The 24967-nt window shown below is 70.6% G+C and carries 20 protein-coding genes; 12 read left to right on the plus strand and 8 right to left on the minus strand.

The window, feature by feature from the left end; all coding sequences use genetic code 11:
* Positions 1-69: 69 nt before the first annotated feature.
* Entirely contained in the window at positions 70-1155 is a 1086-nt protein-coding gene (locus AC067Z_RS12915) for an ABC transporter substrate-binding protein (RefSeq protein WP_478789526.1), read from the minus strand.
* Between the two features lie 536 nt (positions 1156-1691).
* Here AC067Z_RS12915 and AC067Z_RS12920 point away from each other — a divergent pair.
* Positions 1692-4955 (plus strand): LamG-like jellyroll fold domain-containing protein, encoded by a 3264-nt coding sequence (locus AC067Z_RS12920; RefSeq protein ID WP_478789527.1) that lies wholly within the window; start codon positions 1692-1694, stop codon positions 4953-4955.
* Between the two features lie 95 nt (positions 4956-5050).
* On the opposite strand, the gene AC067Z_RS12925 is transcribed toward AC067Z_RS12920, so the two are convergent.
* On the minus strand, positions 5051-6280 hold the full coding sequence (locus tag AC067Z_RS12925) for a saccharopine dehydrogenase family protein (RefSeq protein ID WP_478789528.1): 1230 nt from the start codon (positions 6278-6280) through the stop codon (positions 5051-5053).
* Positions 6281-6403: 123 nt separating this feature from the next.
* Here AC067Z_RS12925 and AC067Z_RS12930 point away from each other — a divergent pair, with 123 nt between their 5' ends.
* Complete coding sequence (locus AC067Z_RS12930; protein WP_478789529.1) at positions 6404-7150, plus strand: TetR/AcrR family transcriptional regulator; 747 nt, start codon at positions 6404-6406, stop codon at positions 7148-7150.
* A gap of 93 nt (positions 7151-7243) precedes the next feature.
* On the opposite strand, the gene AC067Z_RS12935 is transcribed toward AC067Z_RS12930, so the two are convergent.
* Together AC067Z_RS12935 and AC067Z_RS12940 are read right to left on the minus strand one after the other, a co-directional pair.
* Positions 7244-8149 carry a carbohydrate kinase family protein gene (locus tag AC067Z_RS12935; protein WP_478789530.1) on the minus strand — a complete coding sequence of 302 codons (906 nt, stop codon included), beginning with the start codon at positions 8147-8149 and terminating at the stop codon, positions 7244-7246.
* A 387-nt stretch (positions 8150-8536) separates the two neighbouring features.
* Positions 8537-8710 (minus strand): hypothetical protein, encoded by a 174-nt coding sequence (locus AC067Z_RS12940; protein ID WP_478789531.1) that lies wholly within the window; start codon positions 8708-8710, stop codon positions 8537-8539.
* Positions 8711-8925: 215 nt separating this feature from the next.
* Between AC067Z_RS12940 and AC067Z_RS12945 the strand changes: the two genes are divergently transcribed.
* The 4 genes from AC067Z_RS12945 (at position 8926) to AC067Z_RS12960 (ending at position 13010) form a co-directional block, all read left to right on the plus strand.
* The gene (locus AC067Z_RS12945; RefSeq protein ID WP_478789532.1) at positions 8926-9789 is read left to right on the plus strand and encodes an aldo/keto reductase; all 864 of its coding nucleotides are present in this window, start codon (positions 8926-8928) and stop codon (positions 9787-9789) included.
* Between the two features lie 307 nt (positions 9790-10096).
* The gene (locus AC067Z_RS12950) at positions 10097-10534 is read left to right on the plus strand and encodes a glutaredoxin domain-containing protein (RefSeq protein WP_478789533.1); all 438 of its coding nucleotides are present in this window, start codon (positions 10097-10099) and stop codon (positions 10532-10534) included.
* A gap of 230 nt (positions 10535-10764) precedes the next feature.
* The gene (locus AC067Z_RS12955) at positions 10765-11397 is read left to right on the plus strand and encodes an NADPH-dependent F420 reductase (protein ID WP_478789534.1); all 633 of its coding nucleotides are present in this window, start codon (positions 10765-10767) and stop codon (positions 11395-11397) included.
* 53 nt (positions 11398-11450) lie between these two features.
* A complete protein-coding gene (locus tag AC067Z_RS12960; protein ID WP_478789535.1) occupies positions 11451-13010 on the plus strand; it encodes a M81 family metallopeptidase in 1560 nt (519 codons plus the stop codon).
* Positions 13011-13035: 25 nt separating this feature from the next.
* On the opposite strand, the gene AC067Z_RS12965 is transcribed toward AC067Z_RS12960, so the two are convergent.
* Positions 13036-13641: a TetR/AcrR family transcriptional regulator gene (locus AC067Z_RS12965; RefSeq protein WP_478789536.1), complete on the minus strand. Its 606-nt coding sequence runs from the start codon at positions 13639-13641 to the stop codon at positions 13036-13038.
* A 183-nt stretch (positions 13642-13824) separates the two neighbouring features.
* Between AC067Z_RS12965 and AC067Z_RS12970 the strand changes: the two genes are divergently transcribed.
* The 3 genes from AC067Z_RS12970 (at position 13825) to AC067Z_RS12980 (ending at position 19230) form a co-directional block, all read left to right on the plus strand.
* On the plus strand, positions 13825-15240 hold the full coding sequence (locus AC067Z_RS12970; RefSeq protein ID WP_478789537.1) for a purine-cytosine permease family protein: 1416 nt from the start codon (positions 13825-13827) through the stop codon (positions 15238-15240).
* Positions 15241-15330: 90 nt separating this feature from the next.
* Positions 15331-16983, plus strand: a complete 1653-nt coding sequence (locus tag AC067Z_RS12975; protein WP_478789538.1) for an amidohydrolase — start codon at positions 15331-15333, stop codon at positions 16981-16983.
* A 177-nt stretch (positions 16984-17160) separates the two neighbouring features.
* Entirely contained in the window at positions 17161-19230 is a 2070-nt protein-coding gene (locus AC067Z_RS12980; RefSeq protein WP_478789539.1) for a SpoIIE family protein phosphatase, read from the plus strand.
* 47 nt (positions 19231-19277) lie between these two features.
* Here the strand turns inward: AC067Z_RS12980 and AC067Z_RS12985 are convergent, their stop codons facing one another.
* Positions 19278-20117, minus strand: coding sequence for an alpha/beta fold hydrolase (locus AC067Z_RS12985; RefSeq protein WP_478789540.1), 840 nt, complete (start codon positions 20115-20117; stop codon positions 19278-19280).
* A 145-nt stretch (positions 20118-20262) separates the two neighbouring features.
* Positions 20263-20646 carry a VOC family protein gene (locus tag AC067Z_RS12990; protein ID WP_478789541.1) on the minus strand — a complete coding sequence of 128 codons (384 nt, stop codon included), beginning with the start codon at positions 20644-20646 and terminating at the stop codon, positions 20263-20265.
* Between the two features lie 246 nt (positions 20647-20892).
* Between AC067Z_RS12990 and AC067Z_RS12995 the strand changes: the two genes are divergently transcribed.
* Entirely contained in the window at positions 20893-22395 is a 1503-nt protein-coding gene (locus AC067Z_RS12995; protein ID WP_478789542.1) for a M20/M25/M40 family metallo-hydrolase, read from the plus strand.
* A gap of 117 nt (positions 22396-22512) precedes the next feature.
* Here AC067Z_RS12995 and AC067Z_RS13000 read toward each other — a convergent pair whose 3' ends face one another.
* Entirely contained in the window at positions 22513-22974 is a 462-nt protein-coding gene (locus AC067Z_RS13000; protein WP_478789543.1) for a nuclear transport factor 2 family protein, read from the minus strand.
* Between the two features lie 83 nt (positions 22975-23057).
* On the opposite strand from AC067Z_RS13000, the gene AC067Z_RS13005 reads away from it, so the two are divergent.
* Together AC067Z_RS13005 and AC067Z_RS13010 are read left to right on the plus strand one after the other, a co-directional pair.
* Complete coding sequence (locus tag AC067Z_RS13005; RefSeq protein WP_478789544.1) at positions 23058-23627, plus strand: PadR family transcriptional regulator; 570 nt, start codon at positions 23058-23060, stop codon at positions 23625-23627.
* Entirely contained in the window at positions 23614-24432 is an 819-nt protein-coding gene (locus tag AC067Z_RS13010; RefSeq protein WP_478789545.1) for an SGNH/GDSL hydrolase family protein, read from the plus strand. The genes AC067Z_RS13005 and AC067Z_RS13010 overlap by 14 nt, the downstream gene beginning before the upstream one ends.
* The last annotated feature ends 535 nt before the right edge of the window (positions 24433-24967 follow it).

The raw sequence follows: 24967 nt of genomic DNA on the forward strand, positions 1-24967 counted from the left end.
GGAGATCGTGTGGGTGAGGTCCGGGCCGCGACGGGCGGTGTGCGCCGTGGCGGCCCGGAGCGGGCGGGGTCAGTACGCTCCGCCGAGCGACGCCTCGGCGTTGGCCTTGTCGTAGGCACGGTCGGAGATGATGACGTTCTCCGGGATCTCCTCGCCGGCGTAGAACTTCTGCGCGGTGGAGAAGGCGAGCGGCCCGAAGCGGGGGTTGGACTCGATGACCGCGTTGACCTCGCCGTTGACCAGGGCCTGGACGGCGTTGCGGGTGCCGTCGATGGAGACGACCTTGACGTCGTCGCCGGGCTTCTTGCCCGCGGCCTTCAGCGCGGTGACGGCTCCGAGTGCCATCTCGTCGTTCTCGGCGTACACCGCGGTGATGTCCGGCTTGGACTGGATGAGTTGCTCCATGACCTGCTGGCCCTTGTCGCGGGCGAATTCGCCGGTCTGCTGGGCGACGATCTCCAGTCCGGGCGCCTTTGCGGCGACCTGGTCGACGAAGCCCTTGGTGCGGTCGGTGGTGACGCTGTTGCCGGAGGCGCCGAGGAGGATGGCGACCTTGCCCTTGCCTCCTGTGACCTTGATCATCGCGTCCGCCGCACGCTTGCCCTGCTCCACGAAGTCCGAGCCCAGGAAGGCCAGGTAATCCTTGCAGACGGTGGAGTTGACCTTGCGGTCGATGGTCAGGACGGGGACCTTCTTCGCCGCTGCCGCCTTGAAGGCCGGTTCCAGGCCGTCGGAGTTGAGCGGCGCGACGATCAGGAACTGGGCGCCCTGCGCGACCATGTCCTGGATGTCGCTGATCTGCTTGGACAGCTGGGACTGGGCGTTGGTGGTGAGCAGCTTCTTCACGCCGATCCTCGCGGCCTCGTCCTTGATGGACTGCGTCTCCGCGATACGGAAGGGGTTGGCCTCCTTCTCCGACTGGGAGAAGCCGACGACCGCGTTCTTCAGGTCCAGTTTCGGAGCGCCGTAGGTCTCGAGCGAACAGCCGGGACCGCTGCTGCCCGCGGGCGTCTTCGCCGCCTGTGCGGCCTGGTTGCTGTCGCCGCCGGCATTGCTCGGGGTTTCCGACTTCGCGCAGCCCGAGGCGGTGAGTGCGGCGGTGGTGGCGAGCAGGCAGGCGACGGCGAGCGTGCGAGACCTCTGCGGAATGGTCATCTCAGGACACTCCTTGGCGGGGTGACAGCACCGCCGAGCGGCGTGCGGTCGGGAGACGGGGGCATGAAGAGCCGGCCTGTTCCGGGATGCGGCAGGCTCGGCCAGAAGTGGGCTCTGACCTGGGGAAATGCGACCCGGAGAGTCTCTGTCTGCTTGTGGCGGCTCTGGGTTTACAACGTTATATAGCCGCCGGAGCGCGCACGGCAAGAGTGGTGCGCGACGTTTGTGAAAAGCGCCGGCCGCGCGGTCGGGGCGGTGGCGGCGGCGCGGCGTTTCGCGCGCTGCGCGGGGTCTGGACAGCCGCTGGGCGGCGTGCTCTCATTCCGCTGCACACAAATTTCCAACGATGGAACAGGAGTTGGGGGGCGCTGCTGCCCGCCACTGTCCGCGCCCTGTGCCGCCACCCATGAGCCGACGGGCTGAGCCCCGCACCACGTCACTCCTGCCGAGGCCCGCGCCGCACAACCACCGGGTCCCGTCAGCCGCGTTCGCCCCTCACCGGGCCGCTCCGATCCCTCTGCGCGAGGAAGAATTCGATGACACGACAGCACACCCGCCCACGGCTCGGCCTGTGGGCGCTGCTCGCCGCCGCAGCGCTGACGCTGCCGACGAACGGCCTGGCGCCCACCGCCTCGGCCGCCGAACCGACCGCCCGCGTAGCCACGTTCGCGGACGAGAATCCCTCCGCCCAGGTGCACGGGCTGAAGGGCGAGTACTTCAGCATGTCCGCGCCGGGCGCCCGCGACTTCGCCGACCTCGGCGGCGTATCGCTCGACCCGCAGATCAACTTTCCTGGCCTGACCACCAGTTTCGCGTCGATGAACGGGCGCGAGGAGCACACCACGGCGCGCTGGACCGGCCGGATCGAGGCACCGGCCACCGGCGAATACACCTTCCACGGCATCGGCGACAACGGCTTCCGGCTGTTCATCGACGGCAAGCCGGTCATCGACCACTGGGTGCCCGACTGGGACAGGGAGCAGAACAGTGAGCCCGTGACGCTGTCCGCGGGTGAACCGCACGACTTCCGGCTGGAGATGTTCCAGGACACGGGCGGCGCGAACATGTTCCTTCGCTGGTCGAGCACCACGATGCCGAAGCAGCTCGTGTCGGAGTCGGCGTTCACCCCGCCCTCCGACTTCGAGGTCTACCCCGTCTCCCTGTCCGTGGCCGAGGACGGACGGCGTCTGCAGGCGACGTTCGAGGACGAGGTCAGCGGCATCGGAGCGGTCAAGGACCATCTGGAGATCGAGGCCGACACGACGGCGATGCCGGTCCGTTCGGTCGCCGTCGCCTCCGACGACCCCCACTCCCTGATCGTCGGCCTGACGGCACCGATCCAGAAGAACCAGCAGGTCCGTGTCGCCTACGACGGTGAGGGCGGTCTCAGGGTCGGCACCGAAAGCGTCCCGCAGATCATGCGGTCGGCGCGGAACGCCTCCACGCACCGCCTCACCACTGCGTGGGGCGACAAGCTCGACACGACGAACCCGCTGCCGGAGTACCCCCGCCCGCAGCAGGTGCGCGACAAGTGGAGGAACCTCAACGGGCCCTGGCAGTTCACCGGTGCCGACGAGGGCGAGGAACCGGTGTTCGGCAAGGACCTCGACGAGCGGCTCGTCGTGCCCTTCCCGGTCGAGTCGCAACTCTCCGGGATCGAGCGGCACGAGGACCACATGTTCTACCGGAAACTCGTGAACGTGCCCGGCGGCTGGAAGGTCGGCAAGGGCAACCGGCTGAAGCTCAACTTCGGCGCCGTCGACTACCGGGCCCGGGTCTGGGTCAACGGGCGGAAGGTCGCCGAACACGTCGGCGGATACAACGCGTTCAGCGCCGACGTCACCGACGCGCTCAAGGGCAAGGGACCACAGGAGATCGTGGTCGCGGTCACCGACACCGGCGGCGTCGACCAGCCGACGGGCAAGCAGTCCACCCGCCCTGGCGGCATCTTCTACACCCAGTCGTCCGGCATCTGGCAGACCGTGTGGATGGAACCCGTCGCCGCCACCTCCATCGACACCGTCGTCACCACCCCGGACATCGACACCAGCACCCTGGCCGTCACCGTCGAGTCCCACGACGCCTCCCCGAAGGCGCGCGTCGAAGCGGTCGCCCGCGACGCCCGCGGCAAGGTCGTCGGCCGGATCACCGGACCGGCGGGCACGGCGCTGCGCCTGCCCGTGGCCCGGCAGCACCTGTGGACCCCGGACGACCCCTACCTCTACGACCTCGACGTCACGCTCACCGACGGCAGGTCGACCGACAGGATCGACTCCTACTTCGGCATGCGGAAGATCGGGATCGAGAAGATCGGCGGCTTCCCCAAGCTGGTGCTCAACGGAAAGCCAGTCTTCTCACTCGCCACGCTCGACCAGGGCTTCTGGCCCGACGGCCTCTACACCCAGCCCAGCGACGCGGCGCTCGCCTTCGACCTCGAGGCGCACAAGAAGCTCGGGTTCAACGCCGTGCGCAAGCACATCAAGGTGGAGTCGCCGCGCTGGTTCTACCACGCCGACCGGCTCGGCCTGCTGGTCTGGCAGGACTTCGTCTCCGGGAACCTCACCAACGAAACGGGCCGCAAGGCGTTCGTCGACCAGGGCCGGGAGATGATGCGCCAGCATCACAACTCGCCCTCGGTCATCGGCTGGATCGTGTTCAACGAGGGCTGGGGCGAGTGGGACCGCGAGGAGAGCGGCCGCATCGCCGAGGCCGTCAAGGCCGCCGACCCGTCCCGTGTCGTCAACGCCCACAGCGGCGTCAACTGCTGCAATTCCAAGGGCGACTCGGGCAAGGGCGACATCCTCGACCACCACGACTACAACAACGAGGACCCGCCGTTCCCCGACCACCGGGCCGCCATGGACGGCGAGCACGGCGGATTCACTCTCCGCACCCCCGGGCACATGTGGCCGGGCGCCCCGACGGTGATCTACAGCGGTGTCGCCGACAAGGAGGCCCTGACCCGCAAGTACGTCGAGAACACCGAGAAGTTCTACCTGGAGGCGGCGGGCGCCGAGCTCTCCGGATCGGTGTACACCCAGATCTCCGACCTGGAGAACGAACTCAACGGCCTCTACACGTACGACCGCCGGGAGATCAAGATCGACCCGGTCCGGGTGCGTGAGATCAACCGCAAGGTCATCGCGGCCGGCGCCGCCGCGGGCGACCGGGACGAGGTGAACGGCGGCGGTTCCTGGGCCCTCGACGAGGGCAAGGGGGCGACCGCGAAGGACGACGGCCCCAACGACAAGCCGCTGCACCTCACCGAGGGCACGACCTGGGCCCCCGGCGTCAGCGGCAGCGCGCTGAGGTTCGACGGCCATGGCCAGTACGCCCAGACCGAGGGCCCGGTGCTCGACACGACCAAGAGCTACTCGGTCTCCGCCTGGGTCACGCTCGACTCGCTTCCCGGAAACTATGCGACCGCCGTCAGCCAGGACGGCCGGCGCACCGAGAACCCGTTCTACCTCCAGTACGGACAGGGCGCGTTCGCCTTCAGCCTGCCTGGCGGCCACCGCGCCCGCGTGGAGACCCGGCCCGAACCGGGCCGCTGGTACCACCTCGTCGGCGTGCGCGACGCCTCGAGCAACGACATCACCCTGTACCTCGACGGGGAACCGGCGGCGACCGCCGCGGCCGGCCCGATCGACGTCAGCACCGGTCCGCTGTCCGTCGGACGCGCCAAGTGGGACGGTCGCAACGGCGACTTCTGGCACGGCGCGATCGACCAGGTGCACGCCTACGACAAGGCGCTCACCGCCGAGGAGGTGAGCGCGCTTCACGCCCAGGAGAAGCCGTAGTCCCCGCAGCGGCATCCGGCCCTCCCGGCGCGGGTCACGACCCGCGCCGGGACCGCGCGCCGTACGGCTGCCGCCACGACCTGGTCCGCCGGGGCCTACTGCTCGCTCAGCCCCCACGGCGATCCGTACTCGGTCAGGAGGTCGAGGAACGGCCGCGGTGGGAAGGACTCCGGACCGAGAACCCCGGCGCCCGACCAGATGCCGTTCGCCACGAGCTCCAGGGCGACGACGGGGTTGATCGCCGTCTGCCAGACAACGGCCTGGCTGCCGTACTCCTTCATCGACCACGCGTTGTCCACGACATGGTGGAGGTAGACCTCACGCGGCTGCCCGTCGCGGCTCCCCTTCACCCACGTGCCCGCACACGTGCTGCCATGCATCCGGTCGCCGAGCGCCGCCGGGTCCGGGAGGCACGCCGCCACTACGTCCCGGGGCGAGACCTCGACCCGCTGTCCGTCCTTGGCCGTGACGGTGACCGGCTCGGTGCGGTCCAGGCCGATCTGGTGCAGGACGCGCAGCACGTTGATGAAGTCCGCACCCAGCCCGTACTTGAAGGTGACCCGCTCGGCACCCACCCAGCGAGGGATCAGCAGCACCTCCTCGTGCTCGACGTTGACGCACTCCACCGGACCGATACCGCCCGGGAAGTCGAAGACCTCGGGCTCGCTGAACGGGGGAGTGGTGAACCAGCCGCGGCCCGACTCGTACACCACCGGCGGATTCAGACACTCCTCGATCGTCGTCCAGATGTTGAAGGACGGAGCGAAGTCGTACCCGTCCACCGTGAGGTCGGCGCCGTCGCGAACTCCGATCTCCTCGATGGTGTCGAAGAGTTCATCGGCCGCGTAGCGGGCGAAGACGTCGGAGAGACCGGGCTCGACACCCATGCCGACCAGTGCCAGCCGGCCCGACTTCTCCCACTCCCCGGCCAGCTCGAACTGCTCGTCCCCGAGCTTCACCCCGGTCTTCTCGTACGGCAGCTCGGGATGCGGGCGGGACAGGGACATCGCCATGTCGAGGTAGTGGGCCCCCGCGGCGAGAGCGGCGCGGAACAGCGGCATCACGAACCGGGGATCCGTCGCGTTGAGCAGGACGTCACAGCGCTCGCTCGCCAGCAGAGCCGCGACCGCGCCCTCGTCGGAGGCATCGACCCGGGCGGCGGTGAACCGCTGCTCCGCCCCGGCCGTGGACAGCGCGGCCACGGCCGCATCGGCCCTCGCCCGGTCGTAGTCGGCGACGACCATCTTCTCGAAGAAGTCCCGGCGGGCGGCGATGCGGGTGATGGCCGTTCCCACACCACCCGCACCGATCAGCAGGATGCGCATGACACGTCCTTTCGCTCAGTTCCGGGACGTTCGCCCCGGGCACTGCCGATCAAACGCAGTGCCCGTTGTCATGGTCAATGCTGTTGGCATAAGGTCCCCCGGACGAGGCGGGAGGGCGGAGTGATGCCCAAGAAAGTGGTTGCCGAAGGCGACCGGAGACGGCGTCGGCCGACCAAGCAGGGGGCTGTGCTCTCCGAACGGCTGATCGTGCTGACCGCGCTGCGCATGCTGCGCGAGCACGGAGGCGAAGGACTCACGGTGCGGCGGCTGGGGCTGGCTCTCGGTGCCGACCCCAGCTCCCTGTACCGCTACTTCCGCGGCATGGACGAGCTCACCCTCGCGATCGGCGACGAACTCGTCGGCCGGGCGTTGCAGGGCTGGACGTCGACCGACGACTGGCAGGGCGACCTGCGGGAACTCGGGCTGCGGATCCACCGCGCGTACCTCGCCCACCCGCAGGCGGCCGTGCTGACGGCGTCCCGGGTGTCGGGGCGTGCCCATGAGATCGCCTCGGACGAGACGATCCTGGACGTCCTGTACCGGGCCGGCTTCCCGGTGGCCCCCGCCGTCCGTATCTACCACTGCTTCATCGACCAGGCACTTGCCTTCGCCGCGCTCGACGCGGCGTCCCTCGCGCTACCGGAAGCGGCCCGCCGCGCGGACGAAGCCGTGTGGCAGGCGACCTACGCGAAACTGCCCGCGGACACCCACCCGCGGATCGCCCTCTCCGCGCCCTACCTCGTCGCGGAGATGAACATCAGCGCCTACCCGGCGGCGCTCGACATGCTGATCGAGAGCGCCGCCGCCCGCCTCGACGCCCAGGCCATCGCGCCGCCCCCGCCCGCTCGCGGCAGTGACGGCCGGACCTGACCGCCACAGCCCGGCCTGACCTGACCGCCACAGCCCGGCCTGAGCCGCCGCTTTCCGGGCGTCCGGCGCGCAGGAGCCCTCGGCGTTCCGCTCCTACAGTTCCGCTGCGTACGGAGGCTCCGCCCCCGCCTTCGAGCAGGTCAGCGCCGCGGCCCGGGCGGCGAAGCCGAGCACCTCGTTCCACTCCCGGCGCGGCAGCCCCTGGAGTGCGTCCGGAGACAGCAGGTCCCGTTCGGCGAGGGCGTGCAGCAGCGCCGCGTTCACCGTGTCACCGGCGCCGATCGTGTCCACGACCTCGATCCGCTGGCCCGGCACGGAGAACTCCTTCCCGCCCCGCGTGAAGACCGTGAGCCCGTCGCCGCCACGCGTGACGACGACTGCCGCCGGCCCCGCCTTCACCCAGCCCTCCACATCGTGTCCGAGCCACTGCGCGTCCTCCTCGCTGAGCTTGAGCAGCGAGACATGGGGGAGCCAGCTCCTGAACCGTTCCCGGTAGACGTCCGCGTCCGGGATCAGCCCGGCCCGGATGTTGGGGTCGAGCGTGACGAAGACACCGCGACCGGCCTCCCGTCGCATCAGCTCCTCGTACGCGCCGGCTCCCGGTTCGAGGACCAGCGAGCAAGTGCCGAGCGACAGCGCCCGGGTGGCGGCGGGCAGTTCGCCCGGCACCCCGAACAGCCGGTCGGCAGTGCCCTCGACGTAGAAGCTGTACGCCGCCGAGCCGCCTGTGCCGATCGACGCGACGGCGAGCGTGGTGGGCTCCGGACCGCGCTGCACGAGCGAGACGTCGACGCTCTCCTCGCGCAGCCCCTCGATCAGCGACTCGCCGAAGGCGTCGGTGGAGATCCGCGAACAGAACGAGACCTTCGCACCGAGACGCCCGAGCGCGATGGCGGTGTTGTACGGGCCGCCGCCGCGCGCGGGCAGCAGCGGCGTCGGCAGGTCACCGCCGGGCTGCGGCACCAGGTCGATAAGAGCCTCACCGGCGACGACGATCACGGATTGTTCCTTTCGCGGGGTGCTGTCGGCGGCTGGATGCGAACGGGTCCTGGCCGCCGTGGACAGGAGACGGTCGGACCGTGACCGGCTCGTGGACGGGCTCCGGCTCCCGAGCGGGCAGTGTTCCGCGCGTCGGCCCGGAGCGTGGCGCATCGGCTCCGGGGCGTCGTGGGTGTTGCTGCCTCTGTGCTCGGCGCCTGGCTCATCATGCCGGAACGAATCACTTCCGGGGTTTCCTGATACGTACTGGGGCGGCTCAACCGTCACGTGTCAGGCTCCGGACTCGCGGCCGTCCACGTCGAAGCGGGACCGTCCGGGCCGGGCAGACCCGGACGGTCCCGCTCCTGCAGCGCCCCGCAGGCGCTGCTCATTCGGACGTCGGGCGCGTCAATGCCCGAAAGCGCCCTTCGCCTTCTCCTTGGTGTCACGCGCCTTGCCCCGGGCCTCCAGCGCAGCACCCTTCGCGGCGACGGTCTCGTTGCCGAGGGCGTGGGCCGCCTTCCGCACGGCCTTTCCGACAACCTGCTCGCCCTTGGCCTTGGCCTTCTCTCCGGCACTCATGTCGGTTTCCTTTCCTGAAAGCTCTGTGATTCACCTGCCCCTGCGCCCGGGGCCAAAACCGCCGTCCCCCGAGCCCCTGGCCGGCGGTCGGTCCCCGGCGGCGCCCAGGCCGGTGTCGGCGAGATCGCCCCAGGTGAGCGCCGGCGCGCGCCGCGCCGCCCGGAACGGCGTGACAAGCCGCCGAATGAGGCCAACTGCCCTGTTAGCGTGGGCCCTTGAGCGAGGAGGCGGAGACACTGAAGACATCGGACACGTTCCCCATCGGTGGGGACCTGCGCGTGGGGCGGCTCGGGTTCGGAGCCATGCAGCTGCCGACCGAACCGGGGCCCGCCCGCGAGGCCTCGCTCGCCGTCGCACGGAGGGCCGTCGACCTCGGCGTCACCTTGATCGACACCGCCCACCTGTACGGCGGTGGTGCCAATGAGGAGCTCCTCGCCGAGGCCCTGTACCCGTATCCGGACGGGCTGCTCGTCACGACCAAGGTCGGCGTCGCGCGCACGGGCCCTGCGGGCGAGTGGCGGCTCGACGGGCGGCCCGACGTCCTGCGTGATCAGGTCGAACACGCCCTGCGCCGACTCCGCGTCGATCGGCTCGAGCTGCTTCAGCTGCACCGCATCGACCCGGAGGTGTCTCTCGCCGACCAACTCGGTGCGCTGCGGGATCTCCAGGTGGCCGGCAAGGTCGGCCGGATCGGGCTGTCCGAGATCACTGTCACCGAACTCGACGAGGCACGGGCGATCATCGACGTCGCGAGCGTGCAGAACCGGTACAGCCTGGTCGACCGGGAGCACGAGCCGGTGCTCGCGGCCTGCGAGGCGGCGGGGATCGCGTTCCTTCCGTGGCGGCCTGTCGCCGGAGCGGCGTCGGGCGTGAGGGCCGAGATCGCCGCTGTGGCTGCCGAGCTCGACGCCACCCCCGCGCAGGTCGCGCTCGCCTGGCTCCTCGACCACTCGCCGGTCGTCCTCCCGATCCCGGGCACCGCCCGGATCGACCACCTGGAGGAGAATCTCGCCGCGGCACAGCTCCGGCTCGGCCCGGAGCACCGCGCGCGCCTCGACCGGCCGGCCGCGCCGGCCTGAGGCCTCCGCCGAGGTGAGGTCACGGACGCTTGCGGACGCGGAGGACGGTGTCGCACAGGGTGACCTCGTGGCCGCCGTGGCCGGTGGCGGGCTCAGCGCCCACCTCGTCGTCCTGGAAGGGTGACGCCACCGCGAACGCCCCCGAACAGCAGCAGGCAGCAGACGCACCCTCACGGCCTTCCTCGTGGTCAGGTGCATCCTTGGTCGGAGCGCATGATCAGACACAGGCCGCTCCGGCGTCCGGCGAACGCCGAGGTGAGCGGCCTGGTGCGAGGAGTATTTCGACTCATCGATAGCCTGCGTCCTCATGACGCGCGCGTGGATTCTGCCGATGCTGTTCGTCCTCGGCGGCTCAGTCGTTACGACGGGGCTGATCTTCAGAGGGAACCCCGGCGCAGCCGCAGCACTCCTTCTGGTGTTCGTGCTGCTCGCAGGTGTGAACTCGCCGCTGATGTTCCCGAGGTCGATCGGTGCGCTGGAGGCGCAACGCCGCAGCGCGGTCGACGGCCGGCCGGTGGTCTTCTGGCGGTCGGGCTGCACGTACTGCCTGCGACTGCGCATCCGGTTGGGCCGTAGCGCCCGCCGGTTGCATTGGGTCGACATCTGGCGTGACCCGGCTGGAGCGGCTGCGGTGAGGGCGGCCAACGAGGGCAATGAGACCGTGCCGACAGTCGTCGTGGCGGGCCGGCCGCATGTCAACCCCGATCCTGAATGGGTGCGCGAACAGCTCGGCCCTTCCGCTTGATCGGGAGGTGCCATGGCGGACCGGCGTCCGCAGGTCCTGAAGGATCGTCAGCCGGTTCGACATCGTCCGAACCTTCTGTCTGCGCCGTATGAGGCAGACGGAGTTCGGGAGGCACGCCGAGACCCCGTGCTGCTTCGGCGGGAGCGTTCGACGACCTACGTCATTGGTGGTGGTCCCGGCTCCGTCCTCAGCCGGATCCGTCCCGGGGCGGACGCGGTTAGCGTCGCACCATGCGTATAGGAATTCTTGGTACGGGCAACGTCGCCCGAGCACTGGCAGCCGGCTGGAGCACCGCGGGGCACGACGTCGTGCTCGGGTCGCGACAGCCGAAGGACCGAGCAGGTACGGGCTTCGCCGTCGCAGCACTCGGCGACGCGGCAGCACATGGGGAGGTGGTGGTCAACGCGACCCCGGGCACCGTGTCCCTGGAGGTGCTGCACGCGATCGACGCCCCGGCGCTGGCGGGGAAGACGCTCGTCGACATCGGCGTCGGCCTCTCCGACGACTTCACGGAGCTCTCCCACCCCAACAGCAGTCTGGGCGAGCAGATCCAGGCGGCGTTCCCCGACATCTCCGTCGTCAAGACACTGTGCACCATGGACGCCTCCGTGATGACGGATCCGGGTGGCCTGGACGGCGGCCCCGGTACCGTCTTCCTGTCCGGCGACAGCAGGGCCGCCAAGGAGACCACGGCCCGGCTGCTCGACGACCTCGGCTGGCCCCGGTCCTCCCAGCTGGACATCGGCGGCATCACCAGCGCCCGTGGGCAGGAGCATTTCGCCCTGCTCTTCACCGGCATCGCCAACGGCCTGGGGAGCCACACCTTCAACATCGGCGTCGTGACCCTCCCGCCCTCGAAGTGACGTGCTCCGCCACGCCTCGACCTCAACGGCACGCCAGGAAAGCGAGCGTCCGCATGACCGTCACCCCCCTGTCCCGCCGCCTGCGCATCGGAATCGGCGGCATTGGGATCGAGTGCTCCACCTTCTGCCCGCACCGCTCGACCGTCGACGACTTCCGCCTGGCCCGCGGACAGGAGCTCCTCGACCGCTACACCTGGACCCGGCCCGGATCCGGCATCGCCGAGCGGGTCGACTGGGTGCCCCTGCTTCACGCGTCCGCGCTGCCCGGCGGCCCGGTGGAGGCCGAGTCGTACCTCGTTCTCAAGGAGGAGCTCGTCACCCGCTTACGGGAGGCCGGCCCGCTCGACGGCCTCGTGTACGACATCCACGGCGCCATGAGCGTCTTCGGCCTCACTGACGCCGAGGCCGACCTGACGGAGGCAGTCCGGGCGGCTCTCGACCACGTGGGAACCCCCGACGGGGGCAGGCCCATGATCTCGGCCGCCATGGATCTGCACGGCAATGTGTCCCGTCGCTTCGCCGAACCCGTCGACCTTCTCACGGCCCATCGCCTCGCCCCGCACGAGGACGCCTGGGACACCCGCGAGCGTGCCGCACGCAATCTCGTGCGCTGTCTGCGCGACGGCAGACGCCCGCACCGCGCCTGGGTCCCGGTCCCCGTACTCCTGCCCGGTGAGAAGACCAGCACCCGTCTGGAGCCGGCCAGGTCCCTGTACGCCTCCCTCGCGGAGATCGAGCAACTGCCGGGCATCCTCGACGCCGCGATGTGGGTCGGCTACGCCTGGGCCGACGAACCACGCTGCCGGGCCGCCGTCGTCGTCATCGGCGACGACGCGGCACTCGCCGCCGACGAGGCCGGAAAGCTTGCCCGCCGCTACTGGGACGCCCGCCGTGACTTTGCCTTCGTCGGCCCGACAGGAAGTGCCGAGGACTGCATCGAACGGGCCGTGGCCTCGCCCGAGCGGCCCTTCTTCATCAGCGACTGTGGCGACAACCCGACCGCGGGCGGTGCCGGTGACCTCGCCTTCATGCTGAGCCTGCTGCTGAAGGCCGACGCGATACGCGAGGGCCGGGTCACCGCCGTCCATCCGGGCATCACCGACCCGGTCGCCGTTGCCCACTGCTTCGAGGCCGGGGTGGGCGCCGAAGTGAGCCTCTCCGTCGGCGGCAAGGTGGACGCGAACCACGGCGGCCCCTGCGAACTCACCGGCACCGTCACTGCGTTGCAGCGCGCCGAGGACCGCCGGGACCGGGCGGAGGGAGGGGCCTATGACCGGGGTGCGGACATGGCCGCAGTGACCACCGGCGGCCTCACCGTGATCCTCGTGGACCGCCGCAAACCGTTCCACACGCTCGCCGACTTCATGGGACCGGCCGGTACCGGCCTCGGTATCGATCCCCGCACCTTCGACCTTGTGGTCGTCAAGATCGGTTACCTGGAGCCCGAGCTCCACGACATGGCCGCCGACTGGCTCCTCGCGCTCACGCCCGGTGGGGTGGACCAGGACCTCCTGCGGCTCGGTCACCACCACGTCGAGCGCCCGCTGTACCCGTTCGACGAGGACGCCTACGGCGACGGAGAGGGCCCCGACCTCACGCCAGTGCTGCTGTAACCGTCCGTCGTCGGACAGAGTCGGCTCACCCGCGCTCCACCAGCCGGGCGGCCGCGGACCGTGCCATGCCCAGCGCACCGGCGCGGTCCGCGCCGCGCTGGCCGAGCACGACGCGGATGCTCAACCCGTCGAGCAGGGCCAGGAGTTCGGACGCCCGTGCCGTCGGGTCGAGGCCGTCGGCGAAGCGGCCCTGCCGCACTCCCTTGGCGAGGAGCGACGCGAGGTCCTCCTGCCAGCCCTGGTCGATCTCCGCCTGCGCCTCGCGCAGCGGCTCGTTCGATGCCGTACGCGCCCACAGTTCGATCCACAGCGTCCAGCGCGGATCGCGTGGCCCGCGGGGGAGGTACAGCTCGAGGAACAGGCCGAGTTTGCGTTCGGCGGTGACCCGGCGGGCGAGCAGCGCGCGGCGCTCGTCGGCGAGCGTGCTCTCGCTCCAGCGCAGCGCCTCCAGGAGCAGCAGGTCCTTGCTGCCGAAGTAGTAGAGGATGTGGCCGCCGCTGGTGCCGAGGCGCTTGGCGAGGGCCGACATCGTCAGCGTGGCCAGGCCGTCCTCGGCGATGGCTGCCATCGCCTCCTCCAGCATCCGTTCCCGGGCGAGGTGCCCGTCCCGCCTCCGAGCCGTCGCTGTCACGCCGCGTCTCCTCCTCCACGTGCCTGGTGACGACCTTAGCGGCCCGATTTCCGCCGGGGTCTTGACGGCCGCGCCGCCGAGGCGCATCTTGAATGCCGTTCTAACTTCTAGAACGGCATTCAAAGTATCAGGGTTCCCGGAACAGGCACGGGCACGCACGCACATCGATGAGGGGCGGGTCGCATGACTCAACAGGAGACGACCGCGGGGGCACCCGGCGGGACGGCCGCAGCGGACCGTGTCTTCCAGGTCGAGACGCACGGCATCGACCCCATCCCCGACGAGGAACGCCATGGCAGCGCGAAGGATCTGTTCTGGCTCTGGTTCGGCTCCAACCTCACCTTCACCTACGTCATCAACGGTGCCCTGGCCGTGGCCTTCGGCCTGTCCTTCTGGCAGGCGACCGGCGTCGTGGTCCTCGGCGGCCTGTCGTTCTTCGCCATCAGCGCCGCCGGACTCGGTGGCGTCCGCACCGGCACCGCCACCCTGGTGATCTCCCGCGCCCCCTTCGGAACGCGCGGAAACTGGCCCGCCGGGATGCTCAACTGGGTGGTCAGCATCGGCTACACCATCGTCAACACGGTCGTCGGCACGCTCGCCCTCGAAGCCTTCTTCGCCGACCTGGGATGGTTGTCGGGCGACAGCGGACGGGCCCTCGCGCTGCTCGTCACACTGGCCCTGACCTTTGCCGTCGCACTGTGGGGCCATGCCACCGTCCAGTTCGCCGAACGCTGGATCGCGTACGTCCTCGCCGTCGGGTTCGCCGCGCTCCTCGCGTTCCTGCTGCCGGGCGCCGACACGGGCGGCGCGGCCGCCGCCCCCGGCGCGTCCGGCTGGAGCCTGGCGTTCGTCGTGATGCTGGCCGGGCCGTTCAGCTACGTCCCGATGCCCGCCGACTACACGCGCTACCTCCCGAGGACGACCTCGATGCGTTCGCTCACCTGGTACGGCGCGCTGGGCGGCTTCCTCTCGTCGGTCGCCCTGGGCGTGGCGGGCGTGGCCGCGGCGACACAGACCGACATGACCGACGCCGTCGCGGGGGCGGAGCAGCTGCTGCCGGGCTGGTTCCAGCCGGTCTTCCTCGCCCTCGTCCTCGGCGGCTCGGTCACCAACTCGATCATCACGCTCTACTCGTCGAGCCTGAACCTCCAGGTGCTCGGCGTCCCATGGAACCGCTCCAAGGCCATCGTGATCAGCGCGGCCGTCACTGCGGCGGGATCGCTCTGCGCGCTGTTCCTGACGGACTTCACCACCTCGCTGCTGTCGTTCCTCTCCCTGCTGATCATCGTGTTCGCACCGTGGGGCGGAGTCTTCCTCACCGACATGCTGATGCGCCGGTGCCGCTACGACGCGCCGGCCCTGCACGCCGGACGGGACGGCGGCTACTGGTACCGCTCCGGCCACCACCCCGCCGGCATGGCCGCTCTGCTCGCCGGAATGGCCTTCGCCGCGCTCACCTGCGACTCCGAGCTGTGGACAGGTCCACTGGTGGCCCCGCTCGGCGGGGCAGACCTGACCCTGCTCGGCTCACTCGTCTCGGGCCTCGTCTACTTCACGCTCGCCCGGCGCACCGTCGCACCCCACATCCGGCCCTCGTGACGACTCCCGCGCGGGCACAGCAGCACCGCGCGGGAGCCGCACGGCACCGACCGATCCGAACCACCCGCACCGCCACAGGAGTTCCCTCATATGGCACTCGCCGCCCGCCCTGCCGACCTCGTCCTGCGCAACGCCCGCATCCACACCGTCGACCCCGCGTTTCCCGAGGCGCAGGCCATGGCAGTGATCGACGGCCGCATCGCCCGGCTCGGTTCCGACGACGATGCGGCATCGTGGACGGGGCCCGACACCCGAGTGATCGACGCCGCCGGGAAACTGGTCCTCCCCGGATTCATCGACGCCCACAACCACGTCCGGCTCGGCTCCGACGGCGCCTGCGTACAGCTGGCGGGCGCCCGCACGCTCGACGACGTCCACGCCCGCATCCGCGCCTGGCACACGGCCCACCCCGACGCCGAATGGATCGAGGCGGAAGCCTTCGACTACTCGGCGATCCCGGGCGGACGCATGCCCACCGCCGCCGACCTCGACCCGGTCACGGGCGGCGTGCCCGCCTTCGTCCTGAGCTACGACGTGCACACCGCCTGGGTGAACACCGCGGCCATGCGCCGCCTCGGCATCGACCGCGATCACATCCGCCTGCCCTTCGGCGAGGCCGCCACCGACCCCGCCACCGGCGAACCCACCGGATTCATCCGGGACTTCGCCGTCAAAGGACTCTCCCGTGACGGTCACCGGGCCCTGCAGCGGCTGGGTGTGCCGTGGGCCTCGCCGGACCGGCAGTACGGCCGGCTCGCCACCTCCCTGGACGATGCCATCCGCTTCGGCATCACGACGGTGGTCGAACCGCAGAACTCCCTCGACGACCTCGCCCTGCTCGCACGCGCCCGCGCCGAGGGCCGGCTCAGGTCCCGGATCGTCGCGGCCCTCTTCCACCCGCGCGGCACCACCGACGCCGACCTCGACGACTTCGCCGACGCATCCCGCCGGTACGCCGACGACAGGCTGCGGGTGGGACCGCTCAAGCTCTACATCGACGACGTCGTCGAGCCCCGTACGGCGGCACTCCTCGAGCCGTATGCCGGCTGCGGCCACCACCGCGGCGACACCTTCTACCCGCCCGAGGAGTTCGCGGACCTGCTCGCCAAGCTGGACGCCCGAGGCTTCCAGTGCTTCGTCCACGCGACCGGCGACCGTGGCATTCGTACCGTACTCGATGCCGTCGAGCACGCCCGCGCGGTCAACGGTCCGCGCGACGCCCGCCACCAGGTCGTCCATGTCGAGTGCCTCGACCACGACGACACCCCACGCTTCGCCGCGCTGGGCGTGGTCGCCTGCATGCAGCCGCGCCACTGCGCCCCGGAGGTCGCCGGCCCCGGCAAGGACTGGGCCGAGAACGTCGGCACCGAGCGCTGGCACAAGGCCTGGCCGATGCGCAGTCTGCACAGGGCAGGGGCCGTGCTCGCGTTCTCCAGTGACTGGAACGTGGCCGAGATGGACCCCATGATCGGCATCTACACCGCCGTCACCCGGCGTCCACTCGGCGGCGGCGAGCCCTGGATGCCGCAGGAGACCATCGACGTCGAAGCCGCGGTCCACGGCTACACGATGGGTTCCGCGTACGCCAACTTCCTCGACCACGATCGCGGCTCGCTGACGGTCGGCAAGGCCGCCGACTTCGTGGTCCTCTCCCGGGACATCCTGTCCGCGGCACCCGAGGACATCCCCGGCACCGTCACCGAGACGGTCGTGGTCGGAGGCCGCGTCGAACACGGAGGGTGATCCCCGGGCGCCGGTGCGCCCGAGAAGGCCGCCGGCCGTGGCGCCCGGCCTACGAAGTCGCCCGGGTATCTGCACAATGGTGATGAAGAGGGCCTATCGGGCGTTCCATGTCCTGCGTCGGCATTCGGCAGGCGTCGCCGGGTGGGGCGAGACGATGTGTGCCACGGATGGAAGGCGATGGTCGTGCCGTCAGACCGGCCGGGGGACGAGAAGGATCCCGGCTCGCTCCGGTCCGAGCCCGGGACGCTGCTGGAGCACGTGCCCGTCGCCGTCCTGGGCATCGATGACGACAACCGGATCTGCTACTGGGGGCCCGGCGCGCAGGACCTCTTCGGATACGACCCGGCAGCAGCGCTGGGCAGACCTTCCGGCCTCCTGTTCGCGGAACCGCCCCGGGGTGACCCCGGGGCGTCGGTCCGGCTGGCGGAGCGGGGCCGCACCCTCGGGTACTGGCGCGGCAGACTGCCGGCCCGTCATCAGGACGGCGCAGTCTTCGACTGCGGATTCCGGGTCTTCCCCGTCACCGGCGCCGAGGGCCACTCCGTCGTGATGGCCCTGGCGAGCCGCAGCGACGAGCTCGATCGCGTGAAGACCAACCTGGCCTTCCTCGACGCCCTCTTCGAGACCTGCCCGATCGGCCTGGTCATGCTCGACGACGAGCTGCGCTACGTCCACCTCAACCAGGCGCTCGCCGACATGGACGGCCTCCCTGTCGAGGAGCACCTCGGACGGCCCATGCCAGAGGTGATGATCACTTCCGACAGTGGTGAGTACGAACGGATGCTGCGCGCCGTCGCCGCACTCGGACGGCCCGTCGTGGGCGCCCTGATCGGTGTGCGTACACCGGGCAGGCCGGACCGGGAGCAGGTGCGCTCGGTGAGCTTCTTCCCCCTCAGCGGCGCGGTCGGCTCCCGCTCAGGGGTGGGCGGACTGGTGGTGGACGTGACCGACCGGGAGGAGGCGATCACGGAGGCGACCGCCGGCCGCATGCGGCTGGCTCTGCTGGACCGGGCCACGGCTTCCATCGGGACCACCCTGGACGTGGACGTCACCGCCCAGGAGCTCGTCGACGCCGCGGTACCCGAGTTCTCGGACGCCTCCGTCGTGGAGATCGTGCAGTGGATCGACGAAACCGAGGCGTTCGATCCGGAGCTTCCGCTGTTCACCCGCCGCATCGCCTCCGGGACGATCCTTCCCCCACCCGCCACCGAACTCGTGAGCGGACTGGAGCGCGTGACCTACCCGCCGGGCTCCGCCATCCATCGCATGCTGCAGACGGGCCGCCCCGTCTTCGTCCTCGTGAACGACGACTTCATGACCCGCACCGTCATGCACCAGGCCCGCGTCAAGATCCTGAGGGACAGCGGCCTGACCGGTATCGTCATCGCCCCGCTCATCGCCCGGGGCACGGTCCAGGGCCTCGCCATGTTCGGACGATCGGCGGCCAGGCCCGCCTTCACGGAGGAGGACCTCAGCCTCGCGGGCGAGCTGGCCTCCCGCGCCGCGCTCTGCCTGGACAACGCACGCCTGTACAGCCGCGTGCAGGACATCGCCCTCACCCTCCAGCGCGCGCTGCTCCCCACCGCTCTGGCGACCAGCCCCTACGTACAGGTCGCCCACCGCTACCTGCCCGGCAGCCGCATCACCGAGGTCGGCGGCGACTGGTACGACGTGATCAACCTGCCCGGGGACCGGGTCGCACTGGTCGTCGGCGACGTCATGGGACACGGGGTGCCGGCGGCAGCGGCCATGGGAAGACTGCGCATCACCGCCAAGGCGCTCGCCAGGCACAACCAGGAACCGGACGAGCTGCTCGTCGAACTCGACGCCTGTGCCCAGGAGGCGGGGATCGAGCTGGCCACCTGCCTCTACATCCTCTACGACCCCGCGACGGGGCGCGCCCGCATCGCCAGCGCCGGCCACCCGCCACCCCTCGTACGCCACCCGGACGGCACGGTCGAGACCATCGACGACGTCCTCGGAGTACCACTCGGCGTGGGCGGGCACGCGTTCGAGACCATCGACATCACCCTCCCGGAAGGCGCCGTTCTCGCCCTCTGCACCGACGGTCTGATCGAAAAACGCGGCCATGACGTCGAAGCGGGCCTGGCCGCCTTGCGCGCCGAACTCGGCCTGGTGTCAGGCGGGTTGGACGATGCGGTGGAGCGAATCATCTCGAACCTGCTGCCCGACCCGCCCCCCGACGACACGGTTCTGGTCCTCGCTCGCGTCCGCCGCTCGAGGTGATGACCCGGGCGGCGCCGACCCGCAGCCGGTCGAGGCCGAAGGGCGGTTCATCCCAGGAACGCCGCAGTGGTCGCGGTGAACCGATCGGCGTCGTGGAGCCAGGGGAAGTGTCCGGATCCGGGCTGAACGACAAGTTCGGCCTTCGGGAACAGTCCGGCGTACTCGGCCATCGCGGAGGGAGGGGAGTTCAGATCACCCTCCCCTGCGAGCACGAGAACCGGTGCGGCGAACTGCGCGAGCGCCGCACGGGTGGCGTCCGGGTCGAAAGCGCCCTCGGCGCCGAAGGTGGTCGCGGCCTCGTCGTTCCTCTGCCCCTCCTCCGCCGCGTGATGTGCTCGAGCCGTCTCGTCCCACCGGCCGTAGGAGAACGGCACGATGGCCTCCCATTCGGCGTCCGTCGCCCTTCCGGCCACGATGTTCCCCAGCGCCGCGAACGCTTCGGCGAACCACGGCTCGTCCCGGCGGACCTGCGCAGCCTCGCGCCGGGTTTCTCCGCCGATCGTGAGTCCGACGGCCGCGACGCCCGGCGTGATCAGGGCGAGCCTGCCGACGCGTTCCGGATGGCGGCCCGCATACAGCGCCGCGAGGTTCGCGCCGCCGGAATGCGCGAGCAGGTCCATCCGGTCCAGGCCGAGGTGCTCACGCAGGGCTTCCACGTCGCCGACCAGACGGTCGCAGCGGTACGAGGAGGTGTCCTCCGGGACTGCGGACCCACCGGTGCCCCGAAGGTCCAACATGATCAACTGCCGGTGCTCGGACAACCCGCCGAGGTCACCGAGGTAGGCCGAGGCCTGCATCGGCCCCCCGGGCAGGCAGACCACCGGGGGGCCCTCGCCGAACACGTGGTAGGCGAGCGTGGTTTTGTCATGAGCGGAGAAGGCAGGCATGGCCGAGACCATGTCAGGGGCGCCGGGGCGGAGCAACCGACTTCTGGGTCGCTCGACGCGTGGGGGAGAAGCCGCCGCGCGTCCTTCGGCGGGCGGGCGGGCGGGCGGCGCGTCGGCGGCCTGATCAGGGCGATCGCAGTGCGGATCAGCGTGATTGGAGTACGGAGAGGACGTTCCCGGCAGGATCCTTGAACCAGGCGATGTACGGGCCACCCTCCCGCATGATGCCCTTGTCGTCCGTCTTGAACTCCGGGTACTGCTCGAACGTCACGCCGCGCTGTCCGAGTTGGTCGACGGCGGCATCGATGTCGTCGACCTCGAAGTTGAGGACCGTGAAGGTGGCCGGGATGTGGTCGTCCTTGGGGTAGACCAGCACACGTGCTCCGCCGCCGAGGGTGAGGAAGAGCAGGCTCATGTCCTCGCCGCCGGTCTCCTCGACCTTCAGGCCGAGGGTCTCCCCGTAGAACTGCCTCGCCTTGCCGAGGTCGTTCACCGAGAAGCCGCTGAACGCCGTGGTGTTTCTGAACATGATCGTTTCTCTTTCGCCGGGCTGGTGTCCTGTCCCGTGCCAGGTCATCCCACCCCCGCCCTTGCTCCGCCGGTGCGCCACGCGGAAGCGTCTGGATGGACGCCAGGGATCACCCTCCCGGGACCACTGGCGGCGCGCGGCGCACGGCGCGGGCCCGGTCCGGAGCTCCACACGGTCGCCAAGGTCGAGTCGTGCGCCAACTGCACTGTCATTGCCATGAGTTGACGGCTCAACCACAATCGCTTCATGTCGCAGCAGATGCCTGAAACCGCAGGAAGCGCGAACGACAACGACAACACCGGCAGCACCGCCCCCGGAAACCGCCCACCGTACGCCGCAGGGGTCGCCCGGCGAGCCGTCCTGGCGGCTGCCGGCACTGCGGTCGTCGGCGGCAGCGCTCTCGGCGCGGCGCCGGCCGCGGCCGGGGCCCCGGGGCCGGGTGGCGCGGGCAGTGACCTGCCCGCCACGGCGCAGCCGCCGTCCCGCGAACTCCGCCGACTCCTGCGGGAGATCGACCGCGACCGCATCGAGGCGACCGTACGCAAGCTCGCCTCCTTCGGCACCCGCCACACGCTCTCCAGCCAGGACGACCCGCAGCGCGGTATCGGCGCCGCCCGGGACTGGATCCTCGCCGAGCTGCGCACGTACGCCGCGCGGAGCGGCGGTCGCATGAGTGTCGAGCTGCAGTCGTACGTCCAGGAACCCGGCCCCCGCATCCCGGTCGCCACCCGCATCACCAACGTGGTGGCGACCCTCCGCGGCACCGTCGCACCCGAGCGCGTCCACGTCGTCTCCGGCCACTACGACTCGCGCGCCACCGACGTGATGGACGCCGCCGCCGACGCGCCCGGGGCCGATGACGACGCGTCCGGCGTCGCGGTGGCCATGGAGCTGGCCCGCGTGATGGCGACGCGGCGCCCGGCTGCGTCGATCGTGTTCGCGGCCGTCGCGGGGGAGGAGCAGGGCCTGTTCGGCGCCGCTCACATGGCCGGCCGGTTCAAGGCGGCGGACGCCGACGTCCAGGCCATGTTCACCAACGACATCGTCGGCAGCCCCACGGCCGACGACGGCACGGTCGACCCGTACACGATCCGCCTCTTCGCAGAGGGCGTGCCCACCTCCGAAACCCCGGAGCAGGCAGCGACCCGTCGCTCGGTGGGCGGCGAGAACGACTCCCCGTCCCGCCAGCTGGCCCGCTTCGTACGCGACACCGCCGAGAACGACGCCACCGGCATGCGGGTCCGCGTGGTCTACCGCCGCGACCGCTACCTGCGCGGCGGCGACCACATCCCCTTCCTCGAACGCGGTTATCCGGCCGCCCGGTTCACCGAGCCCGCAGAGGACTTCGCACACCAGCACCAGGACGTGCGGGTGGAGGACGGCAAGCAGTACGGCGACCTGCCCGAGTTCTGCGACTTCGCCTACATCGCGCGCGTGGCGCGGGTGAACGGCGCCGCGCTGTGGACGCTCGCACAGGCCCCCGGCGCGCCGCGGAACGCGAAGATCCTCACCAGTGCCCTGACCAACTCCACCGAGATCGTGTGGGACCGCGGCGCGGAACCGGACCTCGCCGGTTACGAGGTCGTCCGGCGCGAGACGACAGCCCCTGAATGGACCCATGTTCTCGACGTCGGCGACGTGACACGGCACACGGTGGACCTGTCCAAGGACAACGTCTTCTTCGGTGTCCGCGCGGTGAATCGCTCCGGACACCGCAGCCCGGTGGCGTTCCCGGCTCCGCAGCGCTAGGGCGTGGCCGGCGGATCAGGGCCGGACACGCCCTGGCCTCCGCCGGCCCGGCTGCCGCGGCGCAGCCGGGCCGGCGGCTGCCGGGCTGAGTGGCCTTCGGACCGGCCGCTGCCGGGCTCAGTGGGCGTCGGGCTCGGCGGCCTTCGGGCCGGCCGGGAGCGGGGGCACGAGACCGTCGGCGACCAGGCCCGCGAGGACCGCCTCGCCCAGCGCGTGCACCGCCGACTGCGGGCGGACCATCACGGTGAACTCCTTGACCCTGCCCGTCTCGTCGAACTGGAGCAGGTCGATGCCGTGGATCTGCTTGCCCTGCACGGTGGCCCGGAAGGGGAGGATCGTCGACGGAGCCTCCACCCCGTCGGCGGTGGTCTCGACCGAGCCGTCGAGGTGCCCGATGTAGCGGAGGTCCTCGAAGACCCGCAGCAGGACGTTGAAGAGTCCCAGCACCATCGGCCTGCCCTCGAAGGGGACGAACTTCACCGGGCTGTAGAGGCGGATGTCCTCGGCGAACAGGTCTTCCAGCGCGGCCTGGTCGCGGGCCTCGACGGCGGCGCGGAAGCGTGCGGCAGTCTTCTCCATGACTCTCCTCATGCTCAAGAATATGACTACTCTTGTTTTTGAGTATGCTGCACGGGCGGATCGGAAAAAGGAAGGGGTTGCCGATGGCCTTGAGACATGCGGTGCTGGCGGCACTGCTCGACGGCGAGTACAGCGGATACCAGCTGGCCAAGGCGTTCGACGTCGGCGTGGCGAACTTCTGGCACGCACTGCCCCAGCAGCTGTACGCCGAGCTTGCCAAGCTGGAGGCGGAAGGGATGGTCGCCGGCCGGCAAGTGGTGCAGGAGACCCGTCCCAACAAGCGCCTCTTCCACGTCACGGACGCGGGCCTCGCCGAGCTCGAACAGTTCGCGGCGGCGGTGCCGAAGCCCTCGTTCATCCGTGACGACCTGCTCGTCAAGGTCCAGGCCGTCGACGGCATCGACACCGGACCGGTGATCGAACAACTCGAGGAGCGGGCGTCCGCGGCCGAAGCCAGGATCGAACTCTTCGGCGGCCTGCTGCGTCGGATGCGGGGCGATACGGACGAGGAGGAGTTCCTGCGCCGGGGCGAACGGATCGGTCCGTACCTGACCTGCCTGCGCGGGCTGGCGCTGGAAGAGGACCACCGTGACTGGTGCCGACGGGTCGCGGGTGTTCTGCGGGAGAGGCAGGCGTCCCGTGCCCGGAAGTGAATACCTGCGCTACGTCGCACTCGGCGACAGCCAGACCGAAGGAGTCGGCGACGGCGACGACGCATCCGGCCTGCGTGGCTGGGCCGATCGGCTCGCCGAGCACCTCACGGTCCTCAATCCCTCGCTGCAGTACGCCAATCTGGCCGTACGAGGACGCGTCGCCGGCCAGGTCCGCGCCGAACAGCTGGAGCCCGCGCTGGCCCTCCGCCCCGACCTGGTCACCGTCGTCGCCGGAGTGAACGACCTGCTCCGGCCGCGGTACGACGCGGCAGAGGTGGCCGGACACCTCGAGGAGATGTTCGCCGCGTTCACGGCCACCGGCGCCCGCACGGTCACCTTCACCTTCCCCGACGTCGGGAGGATCGCCCCCCTCGCCCGGCCGCTGAGGTCCCGTGTGTGGGACCTCAACGCACGTATCCGCGCGGCGGCCGCCCGTCACCAGGTCACGGTCGTCGATGCGGCCCGGCACGACGTCACCACCGACCCGCGGCTGTGGAGCGCGGACCGGCTCCACGCCGGCCCCCTCGGACACGAGCGGATCGCCGCGGCCGTGGCCCACGCACTGCAGTTGCCCGGCAGCAGCGACGCCTGGACGCTCCCGCTGCCGGCCGGGCCGGTCGCGGTCGGCGCGAAAGCCGCGGCAGCCGAACTGCGCTGGGCGGCCGCGTTCCTCGGCCCCTGGCTGGTACGCCGCCTGCGCGGCCGGTCCTCCGGCGACGGCCGCGCCGCCAAACGCCCCCGGCTTCTTCCTCTCGGCGCCGCACCCGGCTCCCCCGCGGAAACAGGTGACGGGGAGACGGCGTAGCAAGGCTCTTCGGCGCGGGCGGGTGGCTGTGCCGCACGGGCAGTGCCCGCCTGGGCATGCCTGATGATCGCAAGGAGAGCCGCTGATCACGGGGCGCGAAGTTCGTGGCGCGGGCTTCGTGGCGCTGGGCCGGCGGCGAATATTCGGGTGCCTGGGTCGGGTGCGGCTCCATAGACTCGCGGAGCACGCTGCCAACACACCACACCGCAGCGGGCGTTGCTGACCTACGAGACGTGTGGGACGAATGAGGGGAGCCCGGCCGTGTGTGACTTCACCGCTGTGGCGATCCCCCGGTCGCGGTACGACGTGATCCTGGTGTCCTCGTGCGCCCGGTGCCGGCTGCGCGGCCGTCACCGGATGTCCGGGTCGACGAACTCCTGACCCCTGCTCTGCTCCGGACCCCTCTTCGCCCGTCCTGCCTGCCTGGTTCTGCCTGGTGCGGCGGCCGGCACGGCGTGCGCCGATACAGCGTGCGCCGCATCCAGGAGCACCGTCCACGGGTCTGCCGACAGGAGCCTTCGTCGTCCGGTGATCG

The organism is Streptomyces sp. NPDC043812 (genome assembly GCF_056436245.1).

What these genes read in the sequence shown, in the direction of transcription:
- AC067Z_RS12915 (WP_478789526.1), bottom strand. Translation starts at nt 1,155, where the DNA reads ATGACCATTCCGCAGAGGTCTCGCACGCTCGCCGTCGCCTGCCTGCTC.
- AC067Z_RS12920 (WP_478789527.1), top strand. Translation starts at nt 1,692, where the DNA reads ATGACACGACAGCACACCCGCCCACGGCTCGGCCTGTGGGCGCTGCTC.
- AC067Z_RS12925 (WP_478789528.1), bottom strand. Translation starts at nt 6,280, where the DNA reads ATGCGCATCCTGCTGATCGGTGCGGGTGGTGTGGGAACGGCCATCACC.
- AC067Z_RS12930 (WP_478789529.1), top strand. Translation starts at nt 6,404, where the DNA reads ATGCCCAAGAAAGTGGTTGCCGAAGGCGACCGGAGACGGCGTCGGCCG.
- AC067Z_RS12940 (WP_478789531.1), bottom strand. Translation starts at nt 8,710, where the DNA reads ATGAGTGCCGGAGAGAAGGCCAAGGCCAAGGGCGAGCAGGTTGTCGGA.
- AC067Z_RS12950 (WP_478789533.1), top strand. Translation starts at nt 10,097, where the DNA reads ATGACGCGCGCGTGGATTCTGCCGATGCTGTTCGTCCTCGGCGGCTCA.
- AC067Z_RS12955 (WP_478789534.1), top strand. Translation starts at nt 10,765, where the DNA reads ATGCGTATAGGAATTCTTGGTACGGGCAACGTCGCCCGAGCACTGGCA.
- AC067Z_RS12960 (WP_478789535.1), top strand. Translation starts at nt 11,451, where the DNA reads ATGACCGTCACCCCCCTGTCCCGCCGCCTGCGCATCGGAATCGGCGGC.
- AC067Z_RS12970 (WP_478789537.1), top strand. Translation starts at nt 13,825, where the DNA reads ATGACTCAACAGGAGACGACCGCGGGGGCACCCGGCGGGACGGCCGCA.
- AC067Z_RS12975 (WP_478789538.1), top strand. Translation starts at nt 15,331, where the DNA reads ATGGCACTCGCCGCCCGCCCTGCCGACCTCGTCCTGCGCAACGCCCGC.
- AC067Z_RS12980 (WP_478789539.1), top strand. Translation starts at nt 17,161, where the DNA reads ATGGTCGTGCCGTCAGACCGGCCGGGGGACGAGAAGGATCCCGGCTCG.
- AC067Z_RS12985 (WP_478789540.1), bottom strand. Translation starts at nt 20,117, where the DNA reads ATGCCTGCCTTCTCCGCTCATGACAAAACCACGCTCGCCTACCACGTG.
- AC067Z_RS12990 (WP_478789541.1), bottom strand. Translation starts at nt 20,646, where the DNA reads ATGTTCAGAAACACCACGGCGTTCAGCGGCTTCTCGGTGAACGACCTC.
- AC067Z_RS12995 (WP_478789542.1), top strand. Translation starts at nt 20,893, where the DNA reads ATGTCGCAGCAGATGCCTGAAACCGCAGGAAGCGCGAACGACAACGAC.
- AC067Z_RS13000 (WP_478789543.1), bottom strand. Translation starts at nt 22,974, where the DNA reads ATGGAGAAGACTGCCGCACGCTTCCGCGCCGCCGTCGAGGCCCGCGAC.
- AC067Z_RS13005 (WP_478789544.1), top strand. Translation starts at nt 23,058, where the DNA reads ATGGCCTTGAGACATGCGGTGCTGGCGGCACTGCTCGACGGCGAGTAC.